Genomic DNA, 24913 nt, shown 5'->3' on the forward strand with positions numbered 1-24913 from the left:
GTATTTCATTGTTTATTTGCTGCCATCTCAGATTGAATCTGAGTAAATGAATTCTCGACACTATCCATCCATTGATCCGTTGTCATCTTACCCGTCATAATTGGGGTAATTGCATTCTTAAATAATTCAGTCCTAATATCACTCTTAGACCCTTTAGGAATGGCTTTCCAATCTTGTACAATGGACGTTGCGCCATCATACGCACTGAACATTTCATATACACCAGGTGTTAAGTAAGGCTTCGAAAGTTCTTTAGCGTCCTTTAGCGCAAATACACCATTGGATTTTTCAGCAAATAATTTGACAGATTGGTTTGTGTATAGAAACTTCAAGAATTCCTTTGCAAGTTCTGGATTCTTAGCTCTTACTGGAATTGAGAATTGTTCATAACTTGTAAGGATATAGCGCTTATCACCCTTATTAAATACTGGAACAGGAATCATGCCAAATTCGAAGCCCTCTTCTCTAGGGAAATTCTTCATTTCATTCTCCATCCATGTTCCATTAACAATAAATATTGCTTTACCAAGCATCATATCCGTTTGTGATTGTGTATGATTCAAATCAACTGTACCATCCATTAAATACCCTTCCGCACCAATCTTCGCGAAAATATCAAGTACCTTTTTTACCGCATCCGTTTTAAAAGAGCCTGGTTCGTATGCAAAAATCTTTTTTAAATGATCAATGCCTGCGGCGTTAGCTAATGAAGGGTACATAATCTCTTCCAAATAATTAGGATAAATGCCTTGGTAAGTAAATAATGCTCTTTTTGTTTTTCCACCATTTTTGTCGGCTAGAAAATTTTCTTCTTTCTTCAGTTCCTCACCCAATGCGAAGAAGTCATCCCACGTTTCTGGTAACTTCCATCCTTTCTCCCGGAACAATTTTTTATTGTAGATCAACCCCAAAGGACCCGCATTAAATGGAGCCAAATAAATTTTCCCATCCTGATATGGAGAAAACCGTGTGTTTTCTAACATGCCAGGGAGTACCCTATCCTTCAGTAATTGATCCTTATCCAATGCTTTACTTTCAAATACGTCACTAATATCTTGCAAGCCCTTTTCCTTAACTAAAGAGGTTATTAATCCACTTTGCTCTGTATCTAGTACGACAAGAAAATCTGGCGGATTACCTGCTACGAATTGAGGTCTAACCACATCTCCAATTCTAGGACTGTTTGTCATGTTAACTTTTACTCCTGGATACGCTGATTCAAACTCACTCACGATTTCATCCCAGTATTCAGGTCCGTATCCACCTTGGAATACGGCTATATTCAATTCCTTGTGCTTAAAGTCATTTGAAGATTTTGTTCCCGGTAGTGGACTAACTGTATCGGTTGAAGTGGAATCCTTACTTAAACCAATGGCGCTTGATATCAATATCACAGCTAGTAAAAATAAGCTAGCATATCTCTTCATTGAGTCCACTCCTAAATTCGCTTCTATCGCATAACACTTCAACTATACGTATTCGTACCCTAACCATACATGAATAAAATAGACTAATCTATGTACAATATTATCTTCCTTGTGAGATACATTTCATTTATAACTTTTATTTAGAATGGATATCGTACAAATGATTCATGATTATTTTAACCTACATGTACTATATTGATTATTTTTGCATGTCTATGTACGATCCTATCTACCTGCGTTGAATCTATTGAATTACACATATGTAAGCGTTATTCTAACTGTGCGAGAAGTCATTTGAGTCATGATTTCCACAGTCGTAAACAAATATAGAATAAACAGGAGGGTTTACATGAAAAAAATTCTTGGCCTGGCACTTACAGCATCATTATCACTTAGTCTTGCAGCTTGTAGTGGAAATACCAACAACAGCTCTAGTCCTGCTCCTAGTGATACAACTACACCCGTAACAACTACAGAAACACCAGAGACACCTACAACACCTGAGACTCGTACTTTAAAACTGGCAGCTTTAGAAACTGCTTACGGTCCTGATATTTGGAAAGAAATCATTGCTGGATTCGAGAAAATAAACCCCGGCGTAAAAGTCGAATCAACAATCGACAAGAGTCTTGAAGATGTCATCGGGCCTGCTATGAAGTCAGGAGATTTCCCTGACGTTATCCATCTTGCAGTTGGTCAGAAAAAAGGTTTAACCGAAACCTTCGTTAAAGATAATAACCTTACGGATCTTACGGATGTGCTGTCGATGACGATTCCTGGTGAAAGTGTTACCGTGAAGGACAAAATCATCCCTGGCTTTACGGATACATCCATTACAAATCCTTATGGTGATGGCAAGACCTTTTTGATGCCAATGTTCTATAGTCCAACAGGTCTATTCTACAACGCTGGCTTACTTGAGCAGAAAGGCTGGACTGTTCCTACCACTTGGGATGAAATGTGGGCATTAGGCGACAAAGCTAAGACGGATGGAATTGCATTGTTCTCCTACCCAACTACAGGTTATTTCGATTCATTCTTCTATGCATTGCTTAACGAAGTGGGTGGTCCTGAATTCTTCACTAAAGCGATGAATTATTCCGAAGGTGTATGGCAATCTCCAGAAGCAACGCAAGCATTTGACATTATTAATAAGCTTGCATCCTATACTGAGAAAACTGTCCCTGCCAACGGAAATAAAGATAACTTCACTAAAAATCAACAGCTCATTCTCGATAACAAAGCTATCTTCATGCCAAACGGCACTTGGGTCGTTGGTGAAATGGGTGAGGCACCTCGTGCTGAAGGATTTAAATGGGGCTTCACGGCTCTACCAGCTGTTAAAGATGGCGGTGATAGATTCTCCTACACATTCTTTGAACAAATCTGGGTTCCAGCAAAAGCTCCGAATGCTGATCTAGCTAAACAATTTATTGCGTATCTTTACTCAGATGAAGCCGCTGGCATTTTTGCCAAAGTAGGTGCAGTTCAACCTATTAAAGATATGGCAAGCAAACTAGAAGGGGATAATAAACTTTTCTATAGCATCTATGACAATGGTGCAAAAGCAGCCATGGGAGCATTCTCCACAACTGATCCAGTTGAAGGCGTAAACATTTCGGACACGGTATTTGGTACAGTGGATTCCCTTGTAACTAAGGCAAAGACACAAGCTCAATGGGTTGAAGCCATCACGAAAGCAAGTGATGCATTACGCGGTGCGTTGAAGTAAGCAATGCTAACTACTAATTAAATCTGTGAACCATGGTGGCATGCGCAAGCTGCCACCGTTATTTTTATCTTTGAAAGGAGATGGATCAATGGAAATCCAGAAGGGACAAGGGCGTTTTATTTTCTTCTGTCTTGCTCCCGCCGTAATCCTATTCGTTGTTTTTCTAATCATACCTACGATCGATGTATTCCGTATGTCCACTTACAAATGGGGTGGATACACAGATGACAAGACATTTGTAGGACTGCAAAATTTCACAAAGCTTTTTCATAGTGATAAATTCTATCAAGCTTTTCAGAACAGTCTTCTACTTATCATAATAGTCACCATCGTTACTTTTGCTTTTGCACTTGTGTTCGCGTCCATGCTCTCTCGTGAGAAGTTGAAAGGACAAGATTTCTTACGAGTTATCTTCTATATTCCAAACATATTGTCTGTTGTCGTTATCAGTGCTATTTTCTCAGCGATTTATGATCCCAATAGCGGACTGCTAAATGCATTCCTGAATTTATTCCGGGGAGCAGCGTCAGACCCTATACTCTGGTTGGGCGATCAAAAAATCGTTATTTACTCCCTCGCAGGCGCGATGATCTGGCAGGCCATAGGTTATTACATGGTCATGTACATGGCCAGTATGGCGAATATCCCTGAAAGCTTGTATGAATCTGCTGAACTTGAGGGTGCAGGGCGGATGCATCAATTTTTCACCATTACAATCCCGTTAATCTGGACGAATATTCGAACCACCCTTACCTTCTTCGTCATCAGTACGATCAACATGAGCTTCCTGTTCGTTGTTGCGATGACTGGCGGTGGTCCTGACGGATCTACTGAGGTATTCCTGAGCTACATGTACAAAGAGGCTTATACCAACTCCTCCTATGGCTACGGTATGGCAATCGGTGTAGTCGTGTTCCTGTTCTCATTCGCACTAGCTGCTATCCTGAACGCAGTCACCAAACGTGACCATTTGGAATATTAAGGAGGTTACAACTTGAAGAATAATAAACTCGCACATCGTGGCGTCAGTGATACGTTCTATAAGGGCTTCATCTACGTTGTGCTATTCGCACTGGCAATTATCATTATCGTCCCTGTCGCTTGGGCGTTCATGGCCTCTATTAAACAGGATATTGAGTTCTACGCCAATCCCTGGGCACTTCCGAAAGGGTTTTATCTAGAGAACTTTGTTAATGCTTGGCAGAAGGCTAAGATGGGCAGTTACATGCTCAACTCCGTAATCGTAACCGTGATTGCACTTGCTCTTCTACTCGTCATTGCGTTACCAGCAGCTTATGTGCTGGCACGTTATAAATTTAAAGGAAGCGTCATCTTGAATTTGATGTTTATGGCAGGATTATTTATCAATGTGAACTATATTGTCGTTCCGATCTTTCTCATGCTCAATAACGGCGATAAGATTGTCCGTAGTTTTCTTGGACACCCCATATTCCTGAATAATCTATTCATTCTAGCATTGGTCTATGCTGCAATGGCACTCCCCTTCACAGTCTATCTACTCGCTGGTTATTTCAAATCATTGCCTAGGGAATTCGAAGAAGCCGCTTCTGTAGATGGTGCAGGATATTTCCGAACCATGGTTCAGATTATTATGCCAATGGCTAAACCCAGCATTGTGACCGTAATCTTGTTTAATTTCCTATCCTTCTGGAACGAATATATCATTTCAATGACTTTACTGACAAAGCCCGGACTTCGAACATTGCCAGTCGGTCTAATGAATCTAATGGCCGCTCAGAAATCAGCCGTTCAATATGGTCAAATGTATGCAGGACTAGTACTCGTCATGCTGCCAACCCTTATTCTATATATTCTAGTACAAAAGAAGCTTACCCAAGGCATGACCATGGGCGGGCTGAAAGGTTAAGGTGCTCTTATGAGTGAATCTATGCGAAATTTATTACGCAGTTTGTTACTACTGATTGTCTTTATCTTCGCTGTAGTACTCGTGTTCATTGGACAAAAAAACATTGGTGCGCCTGGGTTAGGTATTATGCTCCTGGGACTTGCACTTCTGATAGGTCTACTCTGGTTCTATAATCGCAAATACAAATAAAAGGAGATTTACCTCACATGAACAAAGGACGTGTCACGATTCCAACCGATCTAGATGTGATTTCTCAGACGAAAGAAGTAATGAAGCGTTGGGGCGCCGACGCTGTACGTGATTGCGATGGTACAGACTTCCCCGAAGAGCTACGGGATATCGATGCCAAGGTGTATTCCACTTACTATACCACGCGTAAAGAAAACGGATGGGCGAAAGAAAATCCCGATGAAATCCAACAAATGTACCTCATGACACCCTTCTATACAGCTGAGCATTCAGGCCTTTCAATCCCCCTAATGAAGGGACTATATCCAGATATGTTGAAGGTGAATAGTAAGGACAATATCAAACGCTTCTGGGAAGTCATCGATCGTACAACTGGAGCCGTCATTTCAACCGATCAATGGACCTATAACGAAGAAACGGGTAGTGTAGATATTCATGCAACCCCCTTCCATGATTATACCGTTAGTTTTTTAGCTTTTATTATGTGGGATCCAGTACATATGTACAATGCAGTTACGAATGGTTGGGACAACGTTGAACCTCAGATGACCTTTGATGTTCGTCAACCCAAAACACGTGAGTTCACGATGCAACGTCTTCGTCAATTTATCGAAGAACATCCCTATGTCAATGTCATTCGCTTTACGACTTTCTTCCACCAATTCACACTCATCTTTGATGAGCTCGCACGTGAGAAGTATGTGGATTGGTATGGATATTCAGCTTCCGTTAGTCCTTATATTATTGAGCAATTTGAACAAGAGGTTGGCTATTCGTTCAGAGCTGAATACATCATTGATCAGGGTTACTACAATAACAACTATCGTATACCAACCAAGGAGTTCCAAGACTTTCAAGCATTCCAAAGGCGTGAGGTTGCCAACCTTGCCAAAGAATTAGTCGATATTACACATGAATATGGGAAGGAAGCCATGATGTTCCTTGGTGATCATTGGATTGGTACAGAGCCCTTTATGGAAGAATTCTCAACCATCGGGGTAGACGCCGTCGTTGGTAGTGTTGGTAATGGTTCCACACTTCGACTGATCAGTGATATACCTGGAGTGAATTATACAGAAGGACGTTTCTTGCCATATTTCTTCCCAGATACGTTCTATGAGGGTGGAGATCCTGTACGTGAAGCCAAAGTAAACTGGGTTACTGCAAGACGCGCGATCCTCCGCAAGCCAATCGACAGAATCGGGTATGGGGGATATCTGAAGCTAGCTCTAGATTTCCCCGATTTCATGGAATACATTGAAAGTGTTTGTGACGAATTCCGTACGCTGTACGATAATGTACAAGGAACAACTCCCTATTGCGTTAAAACCGTTGCCGTACTCAACTGCTGGGGTAAAATGCGTGCATGGGGCAATCACATGGTTCATCATGCTCTCTACCAAAAGCAAAATTACAGCTATGCAGGCATCATCGAGGCGTTATCTGGTGCACCATTTGATGTTAAATTTATCAGCTTCGATGATATTAAGAAGGATCCCTCTATCCTTAAAGGCATCGATGTCATCTTGAATGTAGGAGATGGCGATACCGCTTATACCGGAGGGGATTGGTGGCTGGATACAGACATCATAACGGCTGTGAAGAAATTTGTTCACGAGGGCGGTGGATTCATCGGCGTAGGCGAACCTGCGGCTCACCAAGCCAACGGAAGGTATTTCCAGCTTTCAAATCTTCTTGGTGTAGAGCAAGAACGAGGGTTCACCCTCGGTTATGATAAATATAACTGGGAAGAGCAAGATCACTTTATTACTGAAGACTGCGGTATAGATGCTGACGGGAATAAGATAATTGATTTTGGTGAGGGTAAGAAAAATATATTTGCTCTTGAAGGCACCACCATCCTTCGTCAGATTGATAAAGAAGTGCAACTTGCAGTGAATGAATTCGGTAGAGGAAGAACTGTCTATATTAGCGGACTCCCTTATAGCTTTGAGAACAGTCGACTTCTTTACCGTGCGATCCTCTGGAGCGATCATAGCGACCATGAGCTTCATCGTTGGTTCAGTGACAACTACAACATCGAAGTCCATGCCTATGTTAAGAATGGTAAGTACTGCGTTGTCAACAATACGTATGAACCACAAGAAACCACCGTCTACCGAGGTGATGGCTCTAGCTTCTCACTCAAGATGGAAGCCAATGAGATCAAGTGGTATGAAATTTAAGATAGTATCACACAACATTAAAAGAGTACCATCCCCTCAAGGATGATACTCTTTTGTATATTTAATGCATGATCACAATAGCGATTCCGCACCATCAATGAGAATTTCTGCTCCTGTGATATGACTCGCTTCTTTGGAAGCTAGGAAACTCACTAAATCAGCGACTTGCCTTGGATCTCCAGGACCGTCTGCTAAGGGCTGACTCCCTTCCGGAAACTGCACCGGAATAATGATATCCTTAAGCTCTTCTGTCTTTTCCGTACTTTGATCGATATTCGTTGAGATCGCACCTGGACAAATAACATTTACTCGAATCTTATACCGAGCAAGCTCTAGTGCAGCCATTTTGGTGAAAGCTACCTGTCCCGCTTTGGAAGTACTGTATGCAGTCATACCAAAATTTGAGAACGTTCGATTACCATTGACTGAGCTCGTAACAATAACGCTACCCCCATTTTTTTTGAGGTGTGGAATAGTATATTTCAAAGTTAAAAAGGTTCCATTCAGATTGACACTTAGCGTCTTCTGCCAATCTTCAAACTCCATCTCCTCAATCGGAGACAACACGCCATTAATTCCTGCATTAGCGAACACAATGTCAACGCCACCGAATATTTCAACCGTCTCTAGAACTGCCTTCTCTACTCTCTGCGCATTTGATGTATCCACATCAAATGCTCTGGCTGCCCCCTCACGAATTCGATTAATTTCTGCTTCCGTTTCTGACGTACGATCATTAAGAAGATCGAATAAGGCCACATTGGCACCTTGCTGCGCCAATTTAATCGCAGATGCTTTTCCGATGCCTGAACCTGCACCTGTTACAATTGCTGTCTGTCCTTCAAAACGTTTCGTATTCATGTATTCTTCGCTCATATAGAACTCTCCTTTTGGTGTACTTGTAACTCAGATTACCCCAAAAGGATGGTTACTTAATCATTAACCTATAGAAAAGATTAAGATCACTCATAAAAAGACGTACATCCTTTTTAACAAAAAGGATGTACGTCTTCTATCACCATTCAAATTCCAAGAAAGCTGCATCTTCTATTAAGCCATCCGTATGCGGTGCATCTAACAAAATCTGAATCTGTTCATCAGGAAGTCGTTCATGAATAGGATCTAAATCACGGAGACCATCTGTATGCAACTGTAATCTCATAGGCACACCATATTCCAGACGGCTTTGATATACATGTGGCTCTCCACCCAGTGGACCTTCAGAAATCGACCAACGTTCTTCCGCGCGCATTGTTCCCTTAAAGTACTGACTTACTTCATCGCCATTACGCCAAAACCTTAGACGAGAATCCCCCTGCCATGCCATCCATATTCGCCCGACAGGATTTTCAAGTGTAGGTAGTTCTACCCGACCACATATGTACATTGTTTCTGAGGACTTTGGGTTCTGTAACTCCTTCATTGCCATAACCGGAACATACTCCATAAAGGAAAGGAACTCTTTAGTCGACCAGTCTATGGTCGAATCTAGCCACTCCAACAACGTATTACCTAAATATCGTGTGTTGGAACTTCCTTGTTTACTTTCACCTACTCCATCACATATAACAAAGTTACACCTATCACCTTTAATATGTACACTTAGGAAATCTTGACCAGCGCCACCTTGCAAAGTTGTCTTCTTCGCTCTCCCATAACCATACCGACATGTAATCTGTCCTTGATAAGTTGAAACCTTTTGCTCTTCATCCTGAGAACTTATGTAATGAAATAATTTCACCACTTCAGAGTTAATAATCATAATCACCTCCTATTGGTGAAGATTGCTTTACAGCTATTGATTCAGGGTCTACAAAAGTCCAATCCTGTGATTTCAATGCTGCTGCATTAAGTATATTTCGACTCTGATCAACAATCGTCAATGAACGCTGACCTTCTCCGTCGAATCTCTTAGATGTCAGTTCTTCCACTTCTCCAGTCATACATACCATTACAGAGAGAGGATTAGAACTCACCCTATGTTCATCACCATATCCAGATAGAATATGAGAACTCTCAAGGTGGAAAGAATCAGAATCTTGTTGTTTACAATGTTGAGTAGCCTGTTGGATTTGTTCCACACTTTGTTGTAATTGAACATTTGCTGTCCGAAGGACACTCGATTGAATGGTTATATCCATGGATTATTGATTTTCACCTCACATCAGATTGTGAAGACTCCTTCAACCACATTAGTAACATATTTTGAAACTTTTTCTTACACGTTGGACTAGCAACAAGCCAATCTTGGTCACTGTTTATACTTTTGCGAACTAACCAGTTTACCGAACCATTCATTAAAAATGCGGCTTGCTGAGTCTCCCAGGTATGTCCTGTCCATATCGAGAGATGGAATTCACCTTCACCCGAACGAAATTTCAAACATTTAGCCAACGAGATCGATCCTTCTATATCATCCGTTACTTCAGCAAACTTACGACTTAATACATCAACATCAAGGTCGTGAGATTCCTCGTATAGTTCATTGAAGTGTTGTTGAGAGAAGAATAATGCAGGCATGTCGATATGAGAACCATCTTGCATATCTATTTCATCCATTATCCTTGAACAAGCTTCTTCAATCGTTCCTAAATCATCCAACCTATAACATGTCGTAATTTCATTACCTTTACTTACTCTAACTACTCGTTCATTCGTAACATGAAGGTAACTTTCGCATGTCTCTCCATATACACTAAACTTGATCCAGCAAGCACGTTCAGCTAAACATGCAATAGCAACACTAGAGAATACCGTAGGTGGAATAGACAGCTGAATCTCATTCTTTCCCTTAATCAAATAACCCTTTTCCAGTAATAAAGTTTTGGTCTTGTGCCATTCGCAAGCAATTTCTTCTGCCAAACGTCCTTGAAAGGGATCTTCGACACCAAGTAAATGGTCTGAGCCCAAAATCCCTGCTAGAAAAAAAAACTCTTTATTATCTAGTAGAATTGAGTCTTGCTTAGAAGCATGAGTTGAGAACATTATGAGCCTCCTTTCGAAAAACCACAACATGCCATATGTCGCTAATTTTTTAACACTCTTCGTAGTGTTTCAAAGCTATCCATACGAAATTGCGGCTTTATTCCTATTAAAATCTCCAATACATAGTAATGTTGAACCTTTGAAAGATAGACACCCCATTAAACTTTTTTTTGTTTCCAACAAGGTTTCAAAAAAAGGTTATTATTAGTGGTGTTTCCTAGGTCGAACGCATCATGACGATTATCGATATATGTAACATAATGGTATTATTATTCTAGTATTAGCACAGCATATAAAAAACTTTATTACAATATTGGCTTATTCAAGTTGATATTCCACACCACTCAAGTTACTTCGTCATTTCAATGTCGTGAACTTCCTACATTTAAATGTAACATCCATCGAAATGCCAGTCAATTTGACTCATTGTATTCATAATATCTATTACATAATACAACAATCATAGCTATCCAATACTACGTAAAGAGATTATAAAGACCGTTAATTCCTTCATCTAATTTCATCCTTGGATTTCGTTCACAACTTAGACTTACTCTAGTATTCTTGAAATTATTTAGCTATTTATAATCTGTTTTTAAGGTGATTTTAAGAAAAAATCACTAGAATTAGGTTTATGAAAGGAATAGGGTGATTTCAATGACCATGTTAATCAACTTTCAAAACAAATTAGTACCGGTGTATTTTAGCACAGAGAACAAACAGCCTGTCCAAAAAACGTTAAGACTACTTAGTCATACACTTGAACTTAAAATTCAAAATGGCAAAAGAGCTTTAAAAAAATGCCTGGACTCTCTTATAAGCATCGAAATTGTAGGTTCAGAAGCTATTCTACACAGCAAGAGCGAGGACGATTCATTAGCTTTATCCCTTTATTAGACTTTATTGCTATGGATCGGACAAACAAATAAACACAATAAAAAGGACACATTCCGTTTAATCAGGAGGTGTCCTTTCTATTGTGTTCGTTTTATTTGATTTTCTTCCATGTATCCCTAGCCCCAATCCCATTGTTATTTCATATTGAAATATGACTCTTGCGTCATCTGAGCTTTGTGAATTCTGATTTTGAAAAGTTGCAATAAATGTGTCTGAGTTTGGGTCCCCGGGCAAGTATCCAGTTTCTTAAGAATAAATCGATCAATAGACATGCCTTAACACTCCTCATGTTACTATCGACTATGATTACAACACTTCAGTAACCACGTACTTCTCATTAACCGAGTTTGACGACACCTAATCAACATCTTCCTTTATTCGGTTCAGTAAGTTGAATTAATCAGTACCGTATATTATACTGTACTCAGTCATTAGTAATTAATAATCAGTACTGCTTACACAATACTACTACTCATCATTATACAGAATAGAGGTTACCTTTCATGGATGTAAGTGTACAATTTAAAAAAGGAGTATTAGAACTATGCGTACTTGTACTAATCCAACGTAAAGATCAATATGGCTACGAGCTTGCACAGTCTATCTCTAAGCACATTGAAGTTGCTGAGGGTGCACTTTATCCTCTGCTACGCAGATTAGTGAACGATAACTACTGTACAACTTATTTACAAGAATCCACTGAGGGTCCCCCTCGCAAATATTACCGAATTACACCACATGGAAAATCCTACTTAACGAGCATCGTGTTTGAATGGAAGGACTTTGTTACCAATGTATCCAATTTGATTGAGGAAGGACACGAGAATGAATAAGAAACAATATATATCCATATTGCAAAACCATCTTACTTCCCTTTCAGCAGTGGAGCGAAACGAATTACTCACTGATTACGAATCCCACTTCACCTATGGTATGGAGAACGGAAAGACTGAAGAACAAATTGCGCATGACCTAGGAGATCCTTTTGAATTAGTTAAAGAAATACTTGGCGATCGATTTACGATACAAGACCCCTACGTCAACACAAAAAAAACAGTATCTGCACCTCGCAACATATTTATCTATATAGGTCTATTTTTCCTTAATATTGTTATCGTACCTTTATTGATTGGACTATGGTCCGGATGGATAGGTCTATGTGCTGGAACATTGGGAGCTCTACTTAGCCCCCTTCTGCTTATTCCTGAATACATCATTAATCATACCTTTTCCGTGGCGAAGTTATTTGCTTCTATAGTGGGAATAGGGTTAGGTCTATGGTTATTTATAGCTGTCATGTTTACTTTTAAAGGGTTATTAAATATGAGTAAATCTTACTTGAAATGGAATATGAACATAAGTAGAGAGGGGATTTCTAAATGAAAAAAAAAGTCTTCACGTTGGCGACTGTAGGGTTAATTCTAGTCATTGTAGGAATCGTAGGAATGTCTTCTAATCAATTTAACTTTGGAGATAAGCTTACGGAATATAACAAGAAGTGGACAATAGATAACGGTGCCTTAAATCATCTCATTGTAAATAGTGAATACAATACGGATATTGAATTTATTCAAAGTACAGACGGTACACAAAGTATTGAACTAACAGGCCTTTTTGAAGATAAAGTGATCTCCCAACTGAACGAAATCAAGCCTCAGAACGGAGAATTCGAAATTAACATGATGGACGATAGTATCCAATTCTTAATTATTTCATTCAAATCTCAAAAAGCAGTGCTGACCATCTCATTACCTGATCTAAATCAACTTCAAGATGTAGGACTTCATTTCTCATCAAGTAATGGGTCAGTAACTAATCTGAGTGCCAACAATATTGAAATCACTTCGAAATCTGGGAATTTAAATCTCGAGTCCCTCTTCGCCAAACAACTAAGAATCGAAGCTAATTCAGGGAACATTACAGGTACTAATATTCAAAGCAATATCCAGGCTACCGTTAAATCAGGAAATATGAACATTACCAATTATGCTGGTGAAGGTACGTTCAAAGCTAACTCAGGTAATATTAAAATAATACAAAAAGGTGCATCTTCCTTAGACATTTCAGCTAAGTCAGGTAATGTAACGCTAACTGCAGATCCTAATTTCAAAGGTTTCTACGATGTAAATGCCGATTCGGGTAATATTCATTCGCCTGAATCGTTAAGATTAACCAAGGATTTAATTAAAGTTCGCACAAATTCAGGGAATATCAACATCACACAAAACAACTAATCAGAATCTAATCCATTTTTAAACCTTTTGACAACAAACCAATTCGTATGATACTATACTATTCATAGTAAATAATAATTGGTTAGCGAAAAGGAGATTTATACATCATGGCACAAGTTTTATTTGTAAAAGCAAACAATCGTCCCCTAGAACAATCCGTAAGTGTTCAACTCTATCATACTTTCTTGGACAGTTACAAAAATTCCCATCCAAATGATGAAATCGTAGAACTTGATCTATTTGCAGAGAACCTACCGTACTACGACAATACAATCATTATGGGATTATATAAAGAAGCACAAGGTATGGAATCAACTCCAGAAGAAAAAGAAGCTGCAGATAACGTAACTAAATACTTGAACCAGTTCCTAGCAGCTGACAAAGTTGTATTTGCATTCCCATTGTGGAACATGACTGTTCCTGCAGTACTTCACACGTATATCGATTATTTAAACCAAGCTGGTAAAACTTTCAAATATACAGCAACAGGTCCTGTAGGACTTGTGACTGACAAGAAGGTTGCTATTCTTAACGCACGTGGTGGCGTTTATTCTGAAGGTCCTATGGCTGCATCTGAAATGGCTGTTAACTTCGTATCGTACAACATGCGTCTATTCGGTGTACAAGAAGTGACTACGCTTATCGTTGAAGGACATAACCAATCTCCTGACCAAGCTGCTAGCATTGTTGAAGCAGGCATGAAGAAAGCTACTGAAGCAGCTCTAAACTTCTAATATTATTCAATCATTAACATATGACAAGACCCTTGGCTGTTTATGGTGTATAACCTTAACAGCCAAGGGTCTTGTTTATATTACAACAGATTCACTCGTCTGCAAGCCTTAACCACTCAGAGCTTTTTTGACGGGTGCCGTGTTTGTTAGAGATTCTACTATTCAATTTACTTTGAGCTTTAGCTTCTTTTTGAGCCTGATAGTTAAGTTCACGACGTGTTTTTCGGTAATTAAGCAGTCGCTTCTCTCCGATTTCACCATCTGCAATAGCTTTCAGAACAGCACAACCTGCTACTCTTTCATGCATACAGTCTGTGAATCTACACGTTGTACTTTTTTCTTCAATATCTGCAAATGTAAGAGCTACCCCTCCTTCGTCTTCCCATAGCTTAAGTTCCCTCATACCCGGAGTATCAATCATGACTGCACCTTGTGGAAGGAGAAAAAGTTCTCTATGTGTGGTTGTGTGTCTTCCTCGATTGTCCCCCTCTCTCACTTCTTGTGTACGTTGCATAACCTCGCCAGATAACCAATTAATAATTGTTGATTTACCACATCCAGACGACCCCGTTAACGCTACCGTAGACCCCATCGTAATATATTTAGAAAGCTCTTTAAATTCTTAATTATTGTGCGCACTTATAACATGTAATGGAACATCTATAGACGCCTCTTGTATAAGCCTTAATCGTTCATTCACATCCAAGCATAGATCCGCCTTACTTAACAAAATCACCGGGTTTACGCCGCTATTCCATGCCATGATCAGGTATCTTTCTATCCTTCTAACGTTAAAATCATTATTTAAAGCACATACTATAAATAACGTATCCACATTCGCTGCAATAATCTGTTCATGAGTCACTGATCCAGCACCTTGACGTGAAATACATGTCTTCCTATCAAGAATCCCATGGATGATCACTCTTTCTTCCCCTTCAAGTCTTTGGACAGCGACCCAATCACCAATAGCTGGAAAAAAACTACGATTGTGTAGTTCATGCTGTAGCTTTCCAGTCATTTCTGCCCAAATATCAGCGCTAAACGCAGTCGTTACAAGGTATTTATGTCCAAAATCACCAATAACACGCGCTGGAACAGTATCCTTTCTATCTAACCGTGTCCATTGTTGTTCCCAAAGATCATTCCAACCTAATATTTTCAAATCCATTTATCTATTTCCTCCAATGATATGAATTTAAGTATGCTGACCAACTGCACTAACTCTCACGACAATACAAAAAACCACCGAAATGTTCCTCCGGCGGTAATTTGAATGAAAAAGTTTACCCATCATATGGGATAACCTTTCTACACTCTTCAACTTACACAAAAAAAACCGCGGATACCATTTACGGTCCCCACGGTTAGATTATGATACTGAAATATGATTACATATGTATAATCATATTCTACAAATTCTAATATCACCCGTTGTAAAAGAGACCGTCCAATAAGCCATATTTTGTTTGTTGAGGTATTCATTATATGTATAGGCCATTGTCATCATCTCCTTTCACTGTTATATATTGCAATAATAAACACTCACCATTACTTTTGTCAAGACTCTAATTCCATGCTTATATAATTTCAAATAATTCATTCAATTGATCGATCGTTTTCCATGGCTTCATACCCAGTGAGTCATCCCATCCATGGTAACGACGTAGCCATATTCCACGGATACCCACCTGATTTGCTCCCCAAATATCGTTCCTTGGGTGATCTCCAATAAAGATCGTATTCTCTGCTGCAACTTCTAGTTTGTCTATCGCCATTTGGTATATCCGTTGATCCGGTTTTTTCATACCTACATCTTCAGATACAATCACCGTATGAAACTGTTGACTCAGTTGGAGCAGCCCCATTTTCCCATACTGAACATGATGCTTACCGTTTGTCATGATCGCCATAAGATAACCTTGACTCTGACAATAGGCTAGAACCTCATCTACATACGCCATTTTGCATGCGTGAGTCATATAATGTGTGTTGTAATACGATTCAATCTCACATGCAGTCAGAACTTGTTTCTTCCAAGGAAGACATTCAACCATCTCTTCAAAGAACGCTTGTTTATCCCGATAGCCGTCCGCATCTCTAACTTTTAAATCGGATACAATTTCAGCTTGTGTCACCTGATCTAAATGCCCTAAATGATCATTTACAAACTGTTCTGAATATTTACGAAACGTTGTATCACGGTCCATTAGTGTATTATCCAAATCAAAAATAATTGCTCTGATATGCAAATGTAATCTCTCCAATCCCCAAAGTCTATCTTTATGTTTATCATTATGTATAACCCCACTATTATACCAGATCACGTTAGTAAGCTATATCTTCCCTACATTTCTGGCAATCAACTCATATTTAAGGTAGTATTATTATGTTTGAATTACACTGATTACAGATCATCTAAGGAGGTTCATCATGCAAGATGTCATCATCATTGGAGCTGGTCCTTGTGGACTTTCAGCAGCTATAGAATGTAACCGACGTGGACTCACGACACATATTATCGAGAAACATCACATTGTTCGTTCCATATATCTATATCCAACCTATATGCAGTTCTTCAGTACAGCGGAGCTACTAGAAATTGGAGATGTTCCTTTTTCCTCACCAAATGATAAACCATTTCGCCATGAAGCCCTTTCCTATTATCGTAAAGTAGCATCACATTACAACTTGAACATTACGTCATATGAAGAAGCTGTCTCTATTGAACGCCATGAGAACGGTTTGTTTACCGTTCATACGAAAGACCGTCGTGGGCATGAACTCCATCGTGAGGCGAAACATGTCGTGATTGCAACAGGATATTTCGATCATCCTAACTACATCGGTATTCCAGGAGAAGACTTACCCAAAGTGACTCACTATTTCCGTGAAGCACATCCTTATACGGGTACAAAGGTTACCATCATTGGAGGTAGTAACTCAGCGATTGATGCAGCTATGGAACTTGTCCGTGTTGGAGCTGAAGTTACCATTGTCTACCGTGGTAAAACCGTATCAAATAATATCAAGCCTTGGGTTCGACCTGTGTTTGAAAATATGGTCAACAAAGGGAGTGTCATCCTTCATTTAGATTCCAGAGTGACGGAGATTAGAGAAGATGCGTGCATCGTTACAACGAATGAAGGGCAGGAATCGATCGTTGATAATGATTTTGTTCTTGCACTCACCGGATTCCATCCGGATCGAGCATTGCTAGCATCCTCTGGCGTACAACTAGGCGGCAATATGGAGAAACCCGTCTTTAACCCTGATACTATGGAAAGCTCTGTACCTGGACTTTATGTAGCAGGCGTTATCGCTTCAGGCAGTAATGCCAATGAAGTATTTATAGAGACCGGTCGCATACATGGACGTCTGATTGCCGAACATATAGACTCTGTTCAGCATTAGAATGAAGGAGTTGTTCGATTCATGGATATCACATCACTTATTCTGTTAGGGATGGTTGGATTAGGAATTGTAAGTAGCAATACCCCAGTGACTGTCGCTATGATCGTACTTCTTCTATTGCGGGTCACACATTTAACAGCTGTTTTTCCGTGGTTAGAGAAATATGGATTAACCATTGGCATCATTATCCTCACAATTGGTGTCATGTCACCGCTCGCAAGTGGTAGTATCAGCCTGTCTACGATTACAGGATCGTTCCTACATTGGCATTCATTGCTTGCTGTCGGCATCGGTATGTTAGTTGCTTATCTTGGAGGTCGTGGTGCTACTCTTATGGGGAGTAACCCTACCATTGTGGCAGGTCTGCTCGTTGGAACCGTACTCGGAGTTGCACTATTTCGTGGTGTTCCTGTCGGTCCACTTATTGCTGCCGGGATTTTATCTTTACTCATTGGTAAATCGTAAAAGGATTTATTTTAGGCATTAAATATAGGGAGTGTCCCAAAAGTCATGTAAAATGACTTTTGGGACACTCCCTTATATATTATCTCAGTTTAACTTTCCAAATGCTGAACATTGTATAATCGAGCATAACTTCCATCCAGTTCCATCAATTCGTAATGAGTTCCACGTTCAGTAATACTTCCGTTCTCTAGAACAACTATGCTATCTGCATGCGTAATGGTCGATAAGCGATGTGCCACAATGAGCGTCGTGCGGTTTGCTGAAAGAGATTGCAATGACTGTTGTATCAAATATTCAGATTCTAAATCTAGCGCTGAGGTTGCTTCATCCAGTACAAGAATATCAGGATTCTTTAGGAAAACACGTGCAATCGCTAAGCGTTGCTTCTGACCACCTGATAACTTAACACCGCGTTCTCCGACTTCCGTATCATACCCTTTGGGCAAATTCGTAATGAATTCGTGAGCATTCGCTGCAATAGCAGCTGAAATAATAGCATCTTCGTTCGCATGAGGATTACCTAGTAGAATATTCTCTCTCACAGATCCACTGAACAAGAAGTTATCTTGCAGAACCATCCCAATCTTGCTACGTAGGCTCTCCTGAGTTAATTCACGAATATCAATATCATTCAGCAATATTCCGCCTTCTTGAACGTCATAGAACCTGGGAATAAGACTGATCAATGATGATTTCCCACCCCCACTCATACCGACGAAGGCAACCGTCTCCCCTGCTCTTATATCTAAATTGATATCTTTCAGAATCCAATCATTCTTCTCATTATACTTGAACCATACATGATTAAATGTAATCTTCTTAGCCTGTCCTTCCAGCGTCTTGGCATTTGGAGCATCAACAATATCATATGGTTCGTCCATCAATTCCATCACACGATCTAACGATGCAGACGCTTGGGTGAGTATCGTAGATGAACTGATTAAGCGTCTTAGTGGCGCATACAGACGGTCTAAGTATGCGAAGAATGCTACAAATGTACCTATTGTCAGATTACCCTGAATCACCTGATAACCACCAAATCCTATGACCAGAATCGGTGAAATATCCGTTATCGTATTAATGATCGCAAATGTGATCGCATTCCATCGGGTCTGTGCTAACGCCTTATTGAGGAAATTACCATTTGTTCCTTCAAATTTATTCTGGTCGTACTTCTCCAATGTAAAACTACGTATCACAGATATCCCTTGAATTCGTTCGTGTAAATATGATTGGATACCCGCTAATGCTTGAGATCGATCTTTTGTTAGCTGCTTCAACCTTTTATATAGTATCTTGACTGCAATGGCATACAAAGGCAGCATTGCAATAGCGACGAATGCTAACATAGGATTCATTGAGAATATAATGGCTAATACGAATACTAGCGTAAACATATCCAACCAAATGTTCATCATACCTACTTCAACAATATTTTTGGTCTGCTCCACGTCATTGATGAACCGTGATATGGCCTCACCAACCTTTGTATTCTGATAATATCGAAGTGATAATTTTTGTAAATGTGCATAAAGTTTATTTCTAAGATCAAATAAAATTCGATTTGTTATCAATTGAGCGAAATATTGACGGAAATATTCAACAGGTCCTCTAACAACTACAAACAAGATTAGAGCTCCCCCAAGAATAAGCATCAATTGCGATATTTTCTCTTGCACCGTAAGCGTTGACGCAATCAATAAATCATCCACTACGTATTTCATAATCATCGGCAGCGTCAAAGGAATGGTGAATTTAATCATCCCTATGATTAGTGTAATAATTATTAATTTCATATATGGCTTGATAAACTTAAAGTAAGCTATCCAATGTTTCAATGAATGTAATTCTCCCTTCGATAGGACAACTCTGATTTTCTAATGTCCTAACCCTTCTATTATGTATTTTTCAAGTCCATTAAATCCGATATTTATTAAAAAGTGTTCAAAAAGGTTGACTTTCCCCTGCTATAATGGTTTTATATCAACATATCGAATCAGGAGGAATACCATGCCCAGACAATTTATTATAGAAGCTGCCATGGTCACTCTCTATGGTGAGCTACTACAACCATCCCAATCCGTTGAATATATTGTTCCCTATACGAGCATTCTTGAACTATACGAGCTTCAGAGCACAAGTGACATCATCATGAGTAATTTAGATCATGATCAACACGTCAAGCAACAAATGAAACAATTAACAAGTTACCTTGAAGAGCCCCTTAATCGCAAAAAAATAGAGCATGCCTTACAAATCCCGTGGACTAAAAGCACCTCGATACCTCTTTGCGATTCAATCATTATTACGGTTATCAATGCCGTAGACACTGAGGCGTACGGTGAGGATTTCGATCCGATAGAAACAGAACTCCTCTTAATTGCACAACGACTACAAATCCCGCTTCTCACCGATCAGTACGAGTTCATTCAACGAATTATCGAAGGCGGTCTTCCTGTTCAAGTCTTTGATATTGAAGATTTTCAATTTGCTTTAGAAGATAATGTTTTTTCCCCTCGTCCATAAATAAAATATATACACAATCAAAAACTCCTTTCCTTACAGAAAAGGAGTTTTTGTATATTAGCTTAATAATAAGAAATTCTTACGCTTGAATCTCCTCATAAATCTCGATAGATTCAACTATACTTCTTTGCTAACCTATCGTCATTATATACTTACTTCTATAATAACTGCAATCCGCATCAATTTATCACTCTCGTCAAACTTAGCTATCGCAAATTGCTGATATCGGATTAGATATTCCCTATCTGCAAATATTTGAGGAACTGCAGGACGACGTTCTTCACGCTCCCATGCTTCTAAAATGATTATATTGTCAACTCAACTTTTATCTTCCAATCTATTTACCTCTCTGTCTCCATCTATAGAAGCGCGTTTTTGATACACCCTCTTCATTTGGTAGAGAAGGTCCAGTATGGTGCCCTAAGAGGATAAAGAGAACGTAGAAAGCATTATTCAGATACTGCAATAATAGAAAGAAAACAGAGGACTACATTGGCAATATGCCTATGTGGTCCTCTTAAATTTGATTCAATCCTTATAAACAAAACGAGTCAAATTCTAGAACTATCGTTCTCCGTTAGTTGTGTAATGGTTTAGTTTACACAAGCCACGGTCACCTTAACATCATGCATTTAATTACCCAAAGAGTAAAATTGCACAATGGGCAATTAAATGCTAATATACACCCAAGAACAAATGATTAACCACATGACGATTTGAGGTGAAAATAAAAATGATGAATAAACAAAGCTTGCGTGATATCAAGAGAGAGGAGACTGCTCGCGATTTGGCTGAAGCTGCCTTCGAACTGGCGCTTGAACGAGGTTTGGACGGCTTTGTCATCGACGATGTGGTACAGCGCGCGCGTTACTCCAGAAGAACGTTCGCAAACCATTACTCCTGCAAAGAGGAGGCTGTAGCAATGGCGGCTTTAACATTTCAAGGTTACGACCAAGCGGAAGATTTTAACTTGCCTGAAACTTCTAGCCCGCTTGATGCTCTGCAACAATGGATGAAGATGCAGCTTACAGCTAATCTGCTATGGAAAATGCGTGAACTCGTGTCGCTTTCCAAGCGACATCCAACGCTAGAACCGTATATCCTAAGCATTTTTCACCGATTGCAATCGTCAGCACAGGAAGCATTAAATGATTTATACAAGGGCCGTTATTCCGAGGGGTACACTCATCTTCTTGCAGGCGCGGTTTATGGCGCAATGCTGCCAATTGTCGACGGAAGCCTCAATGTGCTACTTCCAGGGGATTCTATCGCCGAAAATCCTGGGATTACTACATTTGATCAATATTTGGAGACGACGTTCGGTTATTTGAGAAACGGCTTCTAGTTTCATTATCGCTTATTATATACATCCCGAGGAGGATCATAACGATTATGTCTAAATTTTTATACAAACTTGGAAAGAGCGCTTACGATAAACCATGGTATTTTATTTCGGGTTGGGTCATAGTTCTTGGAATCGTCATCGCGATGTTGGGGATTAATGGTCTGAACATAAGCTCTGAGATGAAGATTGAAGGTACAGAGTCGCAGAAAGTGCTAGACAAACTTGAGAAAGAGCTACCAGAAGCATCCGGAGGTCAAGGAAGCGTGGTATTCACGGCCCCGGAAGGGGAGCGTCTAGACACACCGGAACGTGTGACCGTGATCAGCGAGGCACTCAACAAGGTTTACAGCCTTGACTACGTGATCAATCCTGCTGAATTGGCTACCGCTGCTGCTGCGAATGGAGCCTCTCAAGGCCAAGGCGACCAGATGGCGCAAACCGGCGATCAAGGAGCGGCCAGTTCTGGGACAGCAACTGCTGTCCCAGCTGAAATACCCCCGTACGGTCCACTTATCGTTGATGGGATGCCAGTTCCTGGCATGTTGATTTCGGCGAATGGGAGCGTTGCCCTGTTCCAATTCCAATTCACGGTACAACAAACTTCATTGCCTGCAGGTGTCACGGATTCAGTTATTGAGGCAGTCATGGAAGTGGAGGATGGCACCGGTATTACGGCATTGCCAAGCGACTCCCTGAAAACACCGGGCATTCCAATTGGAACTAACGAAATTTTCGGATTGATTATCGCTGCAATTGTCCTTGTCATGACGCTCGGGTCTATCGTTGCAGCTGGTTTGCCGATTGTCATCGCACTCTTCGGAGTGGGTATCGGCGTCGGAGGTGCTTTCGCCATTTCCAGCTTCGTCACTATGACTTCATTCACACCTGTCTTAGCCTTAATGGTTGGTCTGGCAGTGGGTATCGATTATGCACTCTTTATTGTGAATCGCCAGCGCCGCCTTATTTTCGACCAAGGACTGACAGCACGTGAGGCTGCTAGTCGGGCTGTTGGTACAGCGGGAAGTGCCGTGTTCTTCGCTGGATTAACGGTCATCATTGCACTGTGTGGACTGCTCGTGATCGGAATTTCCTTCCTGAGCATGATGGCACTTGTTGCCTCGATGACCGTATTCCTAAACGTTCTAATAGCTCTTACGCTGCTGCCGGCACTGCTTGGTCTGGTGGGTGAGCGAATCTGTTCCCGCAAAGCACGTGAGAAGGGTCGTTCCAAGGTATCTGACAAGCAACATGGTATTGCAGACGGTTGGGTAAAAGGAATCGTAAAATTCCGTTGGCCTGTCATTGTCGGCATTGTCGTCATTCTTGGCGCAGCCGCAATCCCAGTTACCAAGATGGAGATGGGTATGCCATCCGGCGCTACCGCCAACTTGGATACGTCCGCAAGACAGAGTTATGACGCTATCTCTAATGGTTTCGGTGAGGGATTTAACGGTCCGCTTCTCATCGTTGCTGAACCGGATAATCCCTCAGAGGTGATCACGCCGCAGGCGCTTAATAGTCTCATGCTGGATATTCAAAAGATTAAGAATGTGTCGATAGTATCGCCTCTTGGCGTGAACAAGGAAGGTAATATAGCTATCCTGAGCATTATACCGACTACAGGACCGACAGATGCAGAAACCAAGAATCTGGTACAAGATTTGCGATCAGCCGATTCGGCAATTGCTCAGACCCACAACGTTACACTTGGTGTTACGGGGTTCACAGCGATAAACATCGATATGTCTGCCAAGTTAGCGGAGGTTTTTCCTCTTTACATTGGCATCATCGTCATCCTCTCACTGATTATTTTGCTTTTGGTTTTCCGGTCGATTCTCGTTCCGATCAAGGCCACTGTCGGCTTCCTGCTCAGCGTCCTTGCGACGTTCGGGTTGAGCACAGCAGTCTTCCAGTGGGGATGGTTTAACGACTTGTTCGGATTTGATACAGGTGGTCCGATCATGAGCTTCATGCCTATCATGGTCACAGGGATTCTTTATGGATTGGCGATGGACTACCAGGTTTTCCTAGTCTCATCGATGCGTGAGTCGTACGTTCATGGATATCGGGGTACCAAGAGCGTTATTCACGGATATGATCAAGCCAGCCGAGTCGTAGTGGCTGCTGCCATCATCATGGTCTCGGTATTCGCAGGCTTCATATTCACGCACGACATCATGATCAAACAAATCGGTTTCGCACTCGCGATCGGAATACTTATCGATGGGTTCGTGGTTCGCATGGCGCTAGTTCCAGCCGTTATGGCAATCTTCGGTGATAAGGCTTGGTGGCTGCCAAAGTGGCTAGACCGAATTCTTCCAAATCTTGACGTAGAGGGCGATAAGCTTATTTCCGAACTCAATGCCAAGGACAGCGCAAACGCAACTCCGAATGAACACCCGGCGATATGAAGTAAATCTCCATTGAAGTAGCCATGGGGAAAGCGCATTTCACTCAATGCCATTAGCAATAAGCGTCGGTAAATACCTGTTGGGAAATAGGTATTTACCGACGCTTTTCTTGTTTGCTTGGAGAAGTGAGACAACTACCTAGAGTCTTGCTCACAATTCTCTTTAACTGATTGGTTAATTTGTTTCTGTAAAAACATTTGCATAACCCCTTATCTAAATTTTTCACTTAGATTCAGAGAACTTATTAATGACTGGACAACACGAGCAACTCATAATCATGCTCCTTTGCTTAACCTTAGGGATGATGACAAAATTAACTTCTACTTACAACTGTTTCAATAATCCTGTCCGTTAAGAACTGGCTACGTAGAAATGTGCTCTCGCTAATAGCCATCTCACCACAAATGATATAATCTAACTCTCCTTCATCGGCCAGTTAATTTTTTTTTGTGATTTCAAATCAAAGAGGCTCCCTCTTGG

22 protein-coding genes and 1 pseudogene are annotated in these 24913 nt (G+C 40.5%); 15 read left to right on the forward strand and 8 right to left on the reverse strand.

Annotation, left to right across the window (positions count from 1 at the left end; all coding sequences use genetic code 11):
- Positions 1-5 precede the first annotated feature (5 nt).
- Positions 6-1427 carry a carbohydrate ABC transporter substrate-binding protein gene (locus PBAT_RS13725; RefSeq protein ID WP_068650505.1) on the reverse strand — a complete coding sequence of 474 codons (1422 nt, stop codon included), beginning with the start codon at positions 1425-1427 and terminating at the stop codon, positions 6-8.
- Between the two features lie 349 nt (positions 1428-1776).
- Between PBAT_RS13725 and PBAT_RS13730 the strand changes: the two genes are divergently transcribed.
- From PBAT_RS13730 to gnpA, 5 genes are all read left to right on the forward strand, one after another.
- The gene (locus tag PBAT_RS13730; RefSeq protein ID WP_068650507.1) at positions 1777-3159 is read left to right on the forward strand and encodes a carbohydrate ABC transporter substrate-binding protein; all 1383 of its coding nucleotides are present in this window, start codon (positions 1777-1779) and stop codon (positions 3157-3159) included.
- 88 nt (positions 3160-3247) lie between these two features.
- Positions 3248-4141, forward strand: coding sequence for a carbohydrate ABC transporter permease (locus PBAT_RS13735; protein ID WP_068650509.1), 894 nt, complete (start codon positions 3248-3250; stop codon positions 4139-4141).
- A gap of 12 nt (positions 4142-4153) precedes the next feature.
- Positions 4154-5047, forward strand: a complete 894-nt coding sequence (locus PBAT_RS13740) for a carbohydrate ABC transporter permease (protein ID WP_068650511.1) — start codon at positions 4154-4156, stop codon at positions 5045-5047.
- Between the two features lie 21 nt (positions 5048-5068).
- Positions 5069-5236 (forward strand): DUF6903 family protein, encoded by a 168-nt coding sequence (locus PBAT_RS24800; RefSeq protein ID WP_211267829.1) that lies wholly within the window; start codon positions 5069-5071, stop codon positions 5234-5236.
- Positions 5237-5253: 17 nt separating this feature from the next.
- On the forward strand, positions 5254-7422 hold the full coding sequence (gene gnpA, locus PBAT_RS13745; protein ID WP_068650513.1) for a 1,3-beta-galactosyl-N-acetylhexosamine phosphorylase: 2169 nt from the start codon (positions 5254-5256) through the stop codon (positions 7420-7422).
- A 72-nt stretch (positions 7423-7494) separates the two neighbouring features.
- On the opposite strand, the gene PBAT_RS13750 is transcribed toward gnpA, so the two are convergent.
- The 4 genes from PBAT_RS13750 to PBAT_RS13765 all read right to left on the reverse strand — a co-directional run bounded on the left by PBAT_RS13750 (position 7495) and on the right by PBAT_RS13765 (position 10407).
- Positions 7495-8298, reverse strand: a complete 804-nt coding sequence (locus PBAT_RS13750) for an SDR family oxidoreductase (RefSeq protein ID WP_068650515.1) — start codon at positions 8296-8298, stop codon at positions 7495-7497.
- 139 nt (positions 8299-8437) lie between these two features.
- Entirely contained in the window at positions 8438-9184 is a 747-nt protein-coding gene (locus PBAT_RS13755; RefSeq protein WP_068650517.1) for a hypothetical protein, read from the reverse strand.
- Positions 9174-9563 (reverse strand): hypothetical protein, encoded by a 390-nt coding sequence (locus PBAT_RS13760; protein ID WP_068650519.1) that lies wholly within the window; start codon positions 9561-9563, stop codon positions 9174-9176. The genes PBAT_RS13755 and PBAT_RS13760 overlap by 11 nt, the downstream gene beginning before the upstream one ends.
- A gap of 13 nt (positions 9564-9576) precedes the next feature.
- The gene (locus tag PBAT_RS13765) at positions 9577-10407 is read right to left on the reverse strand and encodes a hypothetical protein (protein WP_068650521.1); all 831 of its coding nucleotides are present in this window, start codon (positions 10405-10407) and stop codon (positions 9577-9579) included.
- Between the two features lie 657 nt (positions 10408-11064).
- Here PBAT_RS13765 and PBAT_RS25960 point away from each other — a divergent pair.
- The 5 genes from PBAT_RS25960 (at position 11065) to PBAT_RS13790 (ending at position 14272) form a co-directional block, all read left to right on the forward strand.
- Positions 11065-11304 carry a hypothetical protein gene (locus tag PBAT_RS25960; RefSeq protein WP_068534875.1) on the forward strand — a complete coding sequence of 80 codons (240 nt, stop codon included), beginning with the start codon at positions 11065-11067 and terminating at the stop codon, positions 11302-11304.
- Positions 11305-11807: 503 nt separating this feature from the next.
- Positions 11808-12137 (forward strand): PadR family transcriptional regulator, encoded by a 330-nt coding sequence (locus PBAT_RS13775; protein ID WP_068650523.1) that lies wholly within the window; start codon positions 11808-11810, stop codon positions 12135-12137.
- On the forward strand, positions 12130-12687 hold the full coding sequence (locus PBAT_RS13780) for a DUF1700 domain-containing protein (RefSeq protein ID WP_068650525.1): 558 nt from the start codon (positions 12130-12132) through the stop codon (positions 12685-12687). The genes PBAT_RS13775 and PBAT_RS13780 overlap by 8 nt, the downstream gene beginning before the upstream one ends.
- Complete coding sequence (locus PBAT_RS13785) at positions 12684-13538, forward strand: DUF4097 family beta strand repeat-containing protein (protein ID WP_068650527.1); 855 nt, start codon at positions 12684-12686, stop codon at positions 13536-13538. Before PBAT_RS13780 ends, PBAT_RS13785 begins: the two co-directional genes overlap by 4 nt.
- Positions 13539-13645: 107 nt before the next feature.
- Positions 13646-14272 carry an FMN-dependent NADH-azoreductase gene (locus PBAT_RS13790; protein ID WP_068650529.1) on the forward strand — a complete coding sequence of 209 codons (627 nt, stop codon included), beginning with the start codon at positions 13646-13648 and terminating at the stop codon, positions 14270-14272.
- Positions 14273-14363: 91 nt separating this feature from the next.
- On the opposite strand, the pseudogene rsgA reads toward PBAT_RS13790, so the two are convergent.
- Together rsgA and PBAT_RS13800 are read right to left on the reverse strand one after the other, a co-directional pair.
- Positions 14364-15443, reverse strand: a pseudogene (rsgA, locus tag PBAT_RS25965) (ribosome small subunit-dependent GTPase A).
- 409 nt (positions 15444-15852) lie between these two features.
- The gene (locus tag PBAT_RS13800; RefSeq protein WP_068650531.1) at positions 15853-16524 is read right to left on the reverse strand and encodes an HAD family hydrolase; all 672 of its coding nucleotides are present in this window, start codon (positions 16522-16524) and stop codon (positions 15853-15855) included.
- Between the two features lie 181 nt (positions 16525-16705).
- On the opposite strand from PBAT_RS13800, the gene PBAT_RS13805 reads away from it, so the two are divergent.
- Together PBAT_RS13805 and PBAT_RS13810 are read left to right on the forward strand one after the other, a co-directional pair.
- On the forward strand, positions 16706-17686 hold the full coding sequence (locus PBAT_RS13805; RefSeq protein ID WP_068650533.1) for a YpdA family putative bacillithiol disulfide reductase: 981 nt from the start codon (positions 16706-16708) through the stop codon (positions 17684-17686).
- A 21-nt stretch (positions 17687-17707) separates the two neighbouring features.
- Positions 17708-18151, forward strand: coding sequence for a DUF441 domain-containing protein (locus tag PBAT_RS13810; protein ID WP_068650535.1), 444 nt, complete (start codon positions 17708-17710; stop codon positions 18149-18151).
- Between the two features lie 89 nt (positions 18152-18240).
- Here the strand turns inward: PBAT_RS13810 and PBAT_RS13815 are convergent, their stop codons facing one another.
- Positions 18241-19947, reverse strand: a complete 1707-nt coding sequence (locus PBAT_RS13815; protein WP_188017024.1) for an ABC transporter ATP-binding protein — start codon at positions 19945-19947, stop codon at positions 18241-18243.
- Positions 19948-20161: 214 nt separating this feature from the next.
- Here PBAT_RS13815 and PBAT_RS13820 point away from each other — a divergent pair, with 214 nt between their 5' ends.
- From PBAT_RS13820 to PBAT_RS13830, 3 genes are all read left to right on the forward strand, one after another.
- Positions 20162-20677 carry an ADP-heptose synthase gene (locus PBAT_RS13820; protein WP_068650539.1) on the forward strand — a complete coding sequence of 172 codons (516 nt, stop codon included), beginning with the start codon at positions 20162-20164 and terminating at the stop codon, positions 20675-20677.
- A 922-nt stretch (positions 20678-21599) separates the two neighbouring features.
- Positions 21600-22022: a hypothetical protein gene (locus PBAT_RS13825; RefSeq protein ID WP_248912432.1), complete on the forward strand. Its 423-nt coding sequence runs from the start codon at positions 21600-21602 to the stop codon at positions 22020-22022.
- A 47-nt stretch (positions 22023-22069) separates the two neighbouring features.
- A complete protein-coding gene (locus tag PBAT_RS13830; RefSeq protein WP_068650541.1) occupies positions 22070-24433 on the forward strand; it encodes an MMPL family transporter in 2364 nt (787 codons plus the stop codon).
- Positions 24434-24913: the final 480 nt, after the last annotated feature.

Origin of the sequence: Paenibacillus antarcticus (genome assembly GCF_001637225.1) — a bacterium.
Taxonomy (GTDB): domain Bacteria; phylum Bacillota; class Bacilli; order Paenibacillales; family Paenibacillaceae; genus Paenibacillus_AQ; species Paenibacillus_AQ antarcticus.

Coding starts and splice junctions, on each gene's coding strand:
- PBAT_RS13725 (WP_068650505.1), bottom strand. CDS start 1,427: ATGAAGAGATATGCTAGCTTATTTTTACTAGCTGTGATATTGATATCA.
- PBAT_RS13730 (WP_068650507.1), top strand. CDS start 1,777: ATGAAAAAAATTCTTGGCCTGGCACTTACAGCATCATTATCACTTAGT.
- PBAT_RS13735 (WP_068650509.1), top strand. CDS start 3,248: ATGGAAATCCAGAAGGGACAAGGGCGTTTTATTTTCTTCTGTCTTGCT.
- PBAT_RS24800 (WP_211267829.1), top strand. CDS start 5,069: ATGCGAAATTTATTACGCAGTTTGTTACTACTGATTGTCTTTATCTTC.
- gnpA (WP_068650513.1), top strand. CDS start 5,254: ATGAACAAAGGACGTGTCACGATTCCAACCGATCTAGATGTGATTTCT.
- PBAT_RS13750 (WP_068650515.1), bottom strand. CDS start 8,298: ATGAGCGAAGAATACATGAATACGAAACGTTTTGAAGGACAGACAGCA.
- PBAT_RS13755 (WP_068650517.1), bottom strand. CDS start 9,184: ATGATTATTAACTCTGAAGTGGTGAAATTATTTCATTACATAAGTTCT.
- PBAT_RS13760 (WP_068650519.1), bottom strand. CDS start 9,563: ATGGATATAACCATTCAATCGAGTGTCCTTCGGACAGCAAATGTTCAA.
- PBAT_RS13765 (WP_068650521.1), bottom strand. CDS start 10,407: ATGTTCTCAACTCATGCTTCTAAGCAAGACTCAATTCTACTAGATAAT.
- PBAT_RS25960 (WP_068534875.1), top strand. CDS start 11,065: ATGACCATGTTAATCAACTTTCAAAACAAATTAGTACCGGTGTATTTT.
- PBAT_RS13775 (WP_068650523.1), top strand. CDS start 11,808: ATGGATGTAAGTGTACAATTTAAAAAAGGAGTATTAGAACTATGCGTA.
- PBAT_RS13780 (WP_068650525.1), top strand. CDS start 12,130: ATGAATAAGAAACAATATATATCCATATTGCAAAACCATCTTACTTCC.
- PBAT_RS13785 (WP_068650527.1), top strand. CDS start 12,684: ATGAAAAAAAAAGTCTTCACGTTGGCGACTGTAGGGTTAATTCTAGTC.
- PBAT_RS13790 (WP_068650529.1), top strand. CDS start 13,646: ATGGCACAAGTTTTATTTGTAAAAGCAAACAATCGTCCCCTAGAACAA.
- PBAT_RS13805 (WP_068650533.1), top strand. CDS start 16,706: ATGCAAGATGTCATCATCATTGGAGCTGGTCCTTGTGGACTTTCAGCA.
- PBAT_RS13810 (WP_068650535.1), top strand. CDS start 17,708: ATGGATATCACATCACTTATTCTGTTAGGGATGGTTGGATTAGGAATT.
- PBAT_RS13815 (WP_188017024.1), bottom strand. CDS start 19,947: ATGAAATTAATAATTATTACACTAATCATAGGGATGATTAAATTCACC.
- PBAT_RS13820 (WP_068650539.1), top strand. CDS start 20,162: ATGCCCAGACAATTTATTATAGAAGCTGCCATGGTCACTCTCTATGGT.
- PBAT_RS13825 (WP_248912432.1), top strand. CDS start 21,600: ATGGCGGCTTTAACATTTCAAGGTTACGACCAAGCGGAAGATTTTAAC.
- PBAT_RS13830 (WP_068650541.1), top strand. CDS start 22,070: ATGTCTAAATTTTTATACAAACTTGGAAAGAGCGCTTACGATAAACCA.